The following is a 7,128-nucleotide window of genomic DNA, read 5'->3' as shown; positions in this document are numbered from 1 at the left end:
GCATTTCACAGATCCTAGCATCAGATCTGTAGTAAAATGCTGGCGTCTATCCTCTATGATTATGGCAGATTTTCGGTGGAAGTTAAATCCACCCTGTTATTAGGCGCTTACGAAAAATTGAAGAGGTTTCATAAATTCAGTGAGAGAGGAAAGCCCTACGATATTATAGACGCTAGAATTTCAAATTATATTATTGAAAATAATAATTTGATGATTATATCTGGAAAACCTTTCTATTATGTGGGCGGCGTTTATCGTGAGGATAAAAACGGAGTAATGCTTAAAACCCTTATTCGAAACTGTATGGTTGAAGAATTGCAAACTGCTCCACGGATAGATAGAGTGTACAGGCTGCTTATAACAGATTTCCAGATACAACAAGAACCAGATGAGATTAATCTTTATCCGAAAGAATGGGTGAATTTTAGAAATGGAATGGTAGATGTTAAGACTGGGAAAATATATGAGCATTTACCGGAGTATAGAGCTATTAGCCAGATTCCACATGATTATAAGCCAGGTCTAAAGATTGAAGACACGACTTTTTATGAATTTATCCAGAGTAGGATTCCCGATAAAGATAATCAAAAGATGCTGCTTGAATTTATGGGGATGTGTCTTTTTTCTGAAATATTCTTTCAGAAATTTATGATTCTGACAGGAAAGGGAAATTGTGGAAAAAGTGTAATTTTAAATGAGTTATTGAGATTGACAGGAATAGAAAATGCGTCTGCGATACCTTTGCAGAAAATTTCTGATCGTTTTACAACGGCAAAGTTACTTTACAAAACCGTGAATGTTTGCGGTGATCTGGAAAATGCTCCATTAAAAGACACATCCGTGATTAAACAGTTGACAGGCGAAGACCTGGTGCAGGGCGAGTATAAGGGTGGAGAGATTTTCTTTTTTAAGAATCGTGCAAAATTTATATTCTCTTGCAATGAGCTTCCGCAAGTTCTGGATGACCGATCAAATGGGTTTTATCGACGATTACTTATTATTCGTTTTAATGACGAGGGGGCATTTATTCCAGACCTTGAATCAAAGTTAAGTGATGAAAAAGAGGTTGAAGCAGTTATATCTGGATTGGTTGAGGGGGCAAAACAAGCCCTTGAACGGGGGCAAATATACGAGTCGGGGGCAAACCTGGGGGAAATTACGCGAATGAAAATCGAATCTGATACGACAGAAGCGTTTATAGAAGAATGCTGTGTTCGAGATCAAAAAGCCAGGGTAAAACGTCCAGATTTGCTCTCTGCGTATGAGAATTTTTGCAAGGAAGAAGAACGCGAACCATTGCGAAAAACCGCATTTTATAAGGCTTTGCGGACAAAAGGTTATCGAGAAACGAAGGTACACGGAACGGTTTATTTTTCTGGATTGGAATTAAAGTTTATGGAGACAGAAGAAAACCCATTTTTATAGGTGGTAGTAAAAGGGGCAAACATTTTTTAATTTATCACATATGTAAAAAATGAAATATAAAAAGAATTTTGAAAAATGCACCCCTTTTGCTACCAGTGCATTATTAACTACAAGGGTTCGACCTTGTGTCGAGGAAAGGAGAACATTGGATTTTAAGCAAGAATATTTTTCAATTTGGCAAGAAGTTTGGACGCTGCACAAAAAATATTTTGGTATCCAGCAACAGGACGAGCAACGCTGGCAGCAGCTTGACCAGGAGTGTGCGGAACTTGATAAACGATATGCAGATAAGCCAGAACGAAAGTTTTTGCAATCGTTACTGTTGGCTGTTTGCGCGGAGCTGGAAAGGGAGAGTAAACATGGACGATAGGGTTAGAGCGGAGCCAGGACACAGGCTCGATAAATTCACACAATGGAGCAGGGACATAATAGCAAATAACAAGCGTAAGAGTGGGACAGGAAGCCCACCACAACGCACAGAATTGACATCTAAAAAAAGAGAAGAGGTGATAAAATGAGCAATCCTAAATCGAATTTTCCAAATGCACAACAACCATCCGTGAAGCCTGGAGAGATTAGTTCTATGGTTAAAGGATATGAAACATTGTGGGAGTTGCCGCCAGTGCGGAAAGGAGAGGTAGAGCTAGCAAAACAGCGTATTGCAGAATATTTTCAATTTTGCCAGTCTGCGGATCGTAAGCCATCTGTTGAAGGGCTGGCTTTAGCGTTGGGGACTTCCCGGCAGAATCTATGGTTATGGGAGCAAGCTGGTGATGAGATGGGAGAAATTGTGGCACGTGCCAAAGCTCTAATCAATGCCATGCTGACAGACTTTGCAATGAATAATAAAATCCCTTGTGTTTATGGGATTTGGCTCCAAAAAAATCATTTTGGGTATACTGAGGCGATAGTTTTAGATACGCCACATAATAAGAGCAATGTGCCAACGCAGACCGCCGCCGAGATCGCAGCCAGACACGCCGCCGCCCTGGATGTGCCGGACATGGAACCGCCCGAACTGTAATATATGGGCTAACTGCTGCCGATTTGTCACAAATATTGTCATAATCGTGCGTGACAGATGGCACAAAGCCTTATAAATAGGGCATTTCAAAGCACGAGAATGATTTATTCCGAGAAAAACAATACATTTTCATGGCTGAAAAATCAGCTATGAACAGGCAGCAGGAACGCCCCCGGAGGGGGGATATATGCCGCCCATCTTGGGCTGAATAACCTACCCTTCCACTCGCGCAAATAAAAAAGGCTTTTAATATCAAGCTCCCTCAAAATTTTTCAAAAAACAAAAAAGGGGGTGGCTAGTACGGACACCCCTACAACCTACACAATAGTAAGCATTAAACGCCCGAATTTCGGCTTTTGCGTCATAGATGGACGGATTTACCATTGAACGCAGAAACCACGAAATTTAAGCGAAATAAGCAACCAATTAACAGAGATTAAAGCAAACCTAAGCATTTATTAGGCTAGAAAGGAGATTGAAAAAATGACGATTGAAGAAGCGGCTACGGAACTAATGAAAACCTATTCCCGATTTGGGGTGGATAAAAAAGAGTTAATCCGAATGATGAAAAATGGTGTCCGAAATTATGATTTGACAGTTGAAAGCACATTTCATGGTCTTCGTATGGTGTTTGGTGAGCAGTTCGGCATATCGGAGGTATTTACTCAAAAGGATATTGCCGCAATGCTCGATGTATCAGAAGAAGAGGCAGTTTTGGAAATTGAGGCAGCGAAAGCACAGCTGATAGAGCAGGGCGAGGACATTTCACAATACATCATTTCGGAGCCGCAACGCCAGAAGTTTATATTATCACCACAAAAATGGACAAGTTGAATTTGAAAGGAGAATAAAAAGAATGAATGAAAAAAAGTATTTTAAAGTAATTACAATAAATTCCGAGCGCGGAGTCTGCGAAAATGGACAACCATATTATTATAAAAGTGCAACTGTTAACTTTTGTGGAAAGCTGGCAAGGGCTTTTTTGCCTGAGAATATGGAAGTTAGACCTTGGGATTTCGTGAAATTAGGATTTAGTACACGTCAAAGCCGTGATGGTGGTGAAGAAATTATAGCAACTGTAGTTGAAGTTCTTAAACCAGAAGCGAAAGGAGAATAAAAAATGGCGAAATTTGACAATTATCGAATCATACTGAAAGATTTTAGAGCGGAATTTGAGGGTCTGTCAAGTAAAAAGAGTAACGAGATCAGTAGTGCAAGAAGCAAATTCAAAGAATCAGCCTTGCCGGATGAATTAAAAAACATTTCTGCCGAATACGCACCACTTCTGGAATCTTCCAGGAAGAGAGCGCTTGCACGACTGGACGGCGTGACCGCTTCCATGCGTGGTCGAAACGAGGGAAAATTTTTGGCGGGATTTATCAACACGAATCTTCTGGAAAAAATGAACATTATTGCAAATGCGAATATTCAGCTGAATGAAGAAGAATTAAAGGATATTGCAAGAGAATGCATGAAGTCAAAAAGTGATTTTTGTTGTCGGAAACTGTTGGATATTGCAAAAAAAAGTAACTATAAAATGACTTTGCCGAATGAATACGCAGCAAATCAGGTGATCAGCGAAACTCACAACAAGATAAAAGAAATTATTCAAAAATATGATGGCTCGACTAAACACGATAACCTTACAACTGGTGACATGGTTAATATCAAGCTATCTGTGAATGGACAGTTTATTGACAGACTAGAACAGAGATATAATGAGTCTACAGTTGAGGATATTACTATCTCAAGAGTTGATCCAGTGAAGTATTATAGAGAAAAACAAGAAAAATCTAAAGAAGATATAGAGATTGTCGAGGTAAGTGATGACCTGGGGATTAGTGCAAAGCCAGCAGGTGCGACTTCTCTGGCAAGTCAGTTCGCAAAAGAGTATTCAAGTCGGATGCAGCAGTCTGGTTTTAGCGTAAACCCAGAATTTGAGTAAACAAGAGCGTTTCCCGGTGCTGGCAATCTGGTGCCGGGGCGCAAACAGGAGGGCTAACTGTGACAGATCAAGAAGTTATTGAATGTCTGGCAACTGAATTTTGTTCTAAACATTATCAAGTACCGCGCGGACGTATTGAGAAAGCTTTTCAACTCGCAAAACAAGAGCTGGGCGATTCTATGAACGCATACTATGCGGTTCAAACTCTGCTAGTGAATATGCTCCGGGATGATTCAAAACCAATCTGGAAAATCTCAGAGCAGACAGAAACTGCCATGAGAAAAATTCTAAGTCAATAAAAAGAGAACCCCGGTTACTCTTATGCGTGCATTGAATAACCGGGGGTCCTAGAAAGGTGATCGTTATCTACTGAATATTATAGCACAAATAGCACAGAAACGCAATAAAAAAGACCACTCCAACGAAAGAGCAGCCCTTTTTATTCGTTCATTCAAGGAAATGAAACTATCCTTTTTGTGTAGATTTATGCGCGGGGAGAGTTCGGTAAAGTTCCACGCAGGCGTTAACCTATTTTTAGAATAGCACAAAAAGAACAAATGTTCAAGTACTTTTTCTCTTTATTAGGCTTGATTACTTTTTGCAGTCCTGCTCCATGCGCTGATCTACAGCTTTTTTAATATAGCCGTTTATAGATTCCCCGGCGGCTTCTGCTGCCATTTTGATTTTTTCATATTTTTCTTTTTGAACATCAAGTGGAATGCGCTTAATACTTTTTTCGCGATATTTAGTATTTGCTTTTTTCTGACTTTCAGTTAATGGCAAAATAACACCTTCTTTCAAATAAATAGGGGCGGTAATATGGCAATACCTTTCCCACTGTACTGTAAGTATAACATAAATAACAATATATGTACACATACAAAATAACAAAATATGCGTACACATATTTGTGAAGAATGCCAATTGATATATGTGTACGTATGTACTATACTATAATCAGTTCAAGGGAACAGAACAGCGAAAAGTGAAAATGATGAGATCGCAAGATATACCAAAGACACTGACATAATATCGGGCAAGGGTAAGCAAAGACACAGGAGTTGTCGAGATTGGTTTAAGACCTGCCGGGGCTGATCGGGATTCCCAGAAGAGAAAGGAGTGTATATACATGAGATACGATTTAAGCAGACTTATGACAAAGGCGTGGAAGATTTACCGCCAGAATAAGGAAAAGGGTATCAATTTCGCTGAAAGCCTTCACAGAGCATGGCTTTCCATAAAGGCTGAGAAAGTAAACAATAGTCGCATTGCAGAAGCCAAAAAAACGGCAAATATAATCGAGCCTGTTAATACATGGGCTAGGTGGAAAGAACTCGGATTTGAGGTTGTTCACGGAAACAAGGCATTGTTTAGCACAGTGTTGATTTGGGGAAGCCGGGGAGATGGTGCTACTTATAAGGCGAGCTTTTTCGGGGAATCCCAGGTGCAGCCAATATGACAGTAGAAGAGGTTTTGAGATATATTCAGTTGGCAAGCTGAAAAGCATATATCTTAACGCATAATGGCGTTGAGTGGCTTCCAGAATACGAGGGAGAGCTACAACAAATAAATCAAGAACTTGCTTTACTTCGTCCTTTGGTGGATGCGGAGCATGCTAAAAGAAAGGAGTTTGAGAGATGTTCACAGCAACAGAAGCAGTATTAATTTTCTTTTCTGGTGTGATGTGTACCATTCTGTTCCAGATCACACATGATGGAAAAGGAATTTAATAAAAATGCCCTTGCCAGAGCGGCAACTCCGACAGGGGCGCGTAACCCGGAAACAAGCAAATCACAGGGCTACAGGGAAAAGTATATCATTCCTGTTAGCCCCTAGCAAGAATTTTATGGAGGAATGACAATGAACGGAAATACAAAAGATGTAAATTATCAGCCGTTAGCAAGTGAGATTATTGCAGATCAGCAGAAAGAAGTTGAAGAGTTGAAATTGAAACTGCATAAAACGGAAGAGCTAAGAGATTTGTATTATACCCAGAAAGCTGTTGCTATAATGCAGCTTGATATCATTAATTTTATCTCACGTATATATTCTGAGGAAACATTGACATTTATATATGGATTTGTGAAGAGTGCCTATAAACATCAGATTGAAGAGGAACAGGAGATAGAAAACGATGGAGAGATGTGATTTAACTCAGGTTCCTTGCAGAAAAGCAATTGCAGAGATTGTAGCGGAGAATAAAAACAGATATTTCTTGCAAAGAACTTATGAAGTTGCAAAAATTCTTTTGGACGGAAGCAAAGAAGAAAAGCTTATGAGCATGTCAGAAGAAGACCAGGCGAGATTCTTTTTGATCTGGAATATTTTGTGTGTGAATGAAACCGATGAAATTAAGAAGATACTTAGCTTTTCAGATTGTTTGGCAACCATGCGATTCAGAAAAAGAGCAGAGGCACAGAAGGAGTAAATATGGATTACAGAAAAGAGATTATTGAATTGCTTAACAAAATCCAGTCAAGAAGAGTTTTGCGTTATATATGGATTATTGTATCTGATGTTTACCAGGATATTGTCACAGAAGGGACACAAAATGAAAAATAGCATGGATTACAAGAAAGAAATTAATGAGATGATAGAAAAAATTACAAAAACAGAAAATATATCGTAAGCGATGAATAACCACCCGTGTACGACTCCCAGGAGACCTCAGATAGGAAGGTCCCCTCGATTTTCAGGTAGTATTTTTTCTGTATCTGTTATTCCTGAACAGTTT

12 protein-coding genes are annotated in these 7,128 nt (G+C 39.4%); 11 read left to right on the top strand and 1 reads right to left on the bottom strand.

Features of this window, described 5'->3' with window-relative positions; translation table 11 throughout:
• Window positions 1–75 precede the first annotated feature (75 nt).
• The 7 genes from ACTQ50_RS18670 to ACTQ50_RS18640 all read left to right on the top strand — a co-directional run bounded on the left by ACTQ50_RS18670 (window position 76) and on the right by ACTQ50_RS18640 (window position 4,693).
• Entirely contained in the window at window positions 76–1,425 is a 1,350-nt protein-coding gene (locus ACTQ50_RS18670) for a DNA primase family protein (protein WP_441485420.1), read from the top strand.
• A gap of 145 nt (window positions 1,426–1,570) precedes the next feature.
• Window positions 1,571–1,795, top strand: a complete 225-nt coding sequence (locus ACTQ50_RS18665; protein WP_441485419.1) for a hypothetical protein — start codon at window positions 1,571–1,573, stop codon at window positions 1,793–1,795.
• 144 nt (window positions 1,796–1,939) lie between these two features.
• Entirely contained in the window at window positions 1,940–2,449 is a 510-nt protein-coding gene (locus ACTQ50_RS18660; protein WP_441485418.1) for a terminase small subunit, read from the top strand.
• A 483-nt stretch (window positions 2,450–2,932) separates the two neighbouring features.
• Entirely contained in the window at window positions 2,933–3,283 is a 351-nt protein-coding gene (locus ACTQ50_RS18655; protein ID WP_441485417.1) for a hypothetical protein, read from the top strand.
• A 22-nt stretch (window positions 3,284–3,305) separates the two neighbouring features.
• Window positions 3,306–3,566, top strand: coding sequence for a hypothetical protein (locus ACTQ50_RS18650; RefSeq protein ID WP_441485416.1), 261 nt, complete (start codon window positions 3,306–3,308; stop codon window positions 3,564–3,566).
• Window positions 3,567–3,569: 3 nt separating this feature from the next.
• On the top strand, window positions 3,570–4,394 hold the full coding sequence (locus ACTQ50_RS18645; RefSeq protein ID WP_441485415.1) for a hypothetical protein: 825 nt from the start codon (window positions 3,570–3,572) through the stop codon (window positions 4,392–4,394).
• 59 nt (window positions 4,395–4,453) lie between these two features.
• Entirely contained in the window at window positions 4,454–4,693 is a 240-nt protein-coding gene (locus ACTQ50_RS18640; protein WP_441485414.1) for a hypothetical protein, read from the top strand.
• 292 nt (window positions 4,694–4,985) lie between these two features.
• Here ACTQ50_RS18640 and ACTQ50_RS18635 read toward each other — a convergent pair whose 3' ends face one another.
• A complete protein-coding gene (locus ACTQ50_RS18635; RefSeq protein ID WP_441485413.1) occupies window positions 4,986–5,177 on the bottom strand; it encodes a hypothetical protein in 192 nt (63 codons plus the stop codon).
• 346 nt (window positions 5,178–5,523) lie between these two features.
• Between ACTQ50_RS18635 and ACTQ50_RS18630 the strand changes: the two genes are divergently transcribed.
• From ACTQ50_RS18630 to ACTQ50_RS18615, 4 genes are all read left to right on the top strand, one after another.
• The gene (locus tag ACTQ50_RS18630) at window positions 5,524–5,853 is read left to right on the top strand and encodes a hypothetical protein (RefSeq protein ID WP_441485412.1); all 330 of its coding nucleotides are present in this window, start codon (window positions 5,524–5,526) and stop codon (window positions 5,851–5,853) included.
• Between the two features lie 401 nt (window positions 5,854–6,254).
• Window positions 6,255–6,542 carry a hypothetical protein gene (locus tag ACTQ50_RS18625; protein ID WP_441485411.1) on the top strand — a complete coding sequence of 96 codons (288 nt, stop codon included), beginning with the start codon at window positions 6,255–6,257 and terminating at the stop codon, window positions 6,540–6,542.
• A complete protein-coding gene (locus ACTQ50_RS18620) occupies window positions 6,529–6,822 on the top strand; it encodes a hypothetical protein (RefSeq protein WP_441485410.1) in 294 nt (97 codons plus the stop codon). Before ACTQ50_RS18625 ends, ACTQ50_RS18620 begins: the two co-directional genes overlap by 14 nt.
• Window positions 6,823–6,824: 2 nt before the next feature.
• On the top strand, window positions 6,825–6,956 hold the full coding sequence (locus ACTQ50_RS18615) for a hypothetical protein (protein WP_441485409.1): 132 nt from the start codon (window positions 6,825–6,827) through the stop codon (window positions 6,954–6,956).
• Window positions 6,957–7,128 lie beyond the last annotated feature (172 nt).

It is taken from the genome of Blautia sp. Sow4_E7 (assembly GCF_052116245.1).
GTDB lineage: Bacteria > Bacillota > Clostridia > Lachnospirales > Lachnospiraceae > Blautia_A.
Note: the sequence above shows the minus strand (reverse complement) of the source record. Positions and strands in the feature narration are given on the sequence as shown.

Bases quoted from the DNA above. Each gene is read 5' to 3' on its own strand.
- ACTQ50_RS18660 (WP_441485418.1), top strand. From the start codon at position 1,940: ATGAGCAATCCTAAATCGAATTTTCCAAATGCACAACAACCATCCGTG.
- ACTQ50_RS18620 (WP_441485410.1), top strand. From the start codon at position 6,529: ATGGAGAGATGTGATTTAACTCAGGTTCCTTGCAGAAAAGCAATTGCA.
- ACTQ50_RS18650 (WP_441485416.1), top strand. From the start codon at position 3,306: ATGAATGAAAAAAAGTATTTTAAAGTAATTACAATAAATTCCGAGCGC.
- ACTQ50_RS18645 (WP_441485415.1), top strand. From the start codon at position 3,570: ATGGCGAAATTTGACAATTATCGAATCATACTGAAAGATTTTAGAGCG.
- ACTQ50_RS18615 (WP_441485409.1), top strand. From the start codon at position 6,825: ATGGATTACAGAAAAGAGATTATTGAATTGCTTAACAAAATCCAGTCA.
- ACTQ50_RS18630 (WP_441485412.1), top strand. From the start codon at position 5,524: ATGAGATACGATTTAAGCAGACTTATGACAAAGGCGTGGAAGATTTAC.
- ACTQ50_RS18625 (WP_441485411.1), top strand. From the start codon at position 6,255: ATGAACGGAAATACAAAAGATGTAAATTATCAGCCGTTAGCAAGTGAG.
- ACTQ50_RS18655 (WP_441485417.1), top strand. From the start codon at position 2,933: ATGACGATTGAAGAAGCGGCTACGGAACTAATGAAAACCTATTCCCGA.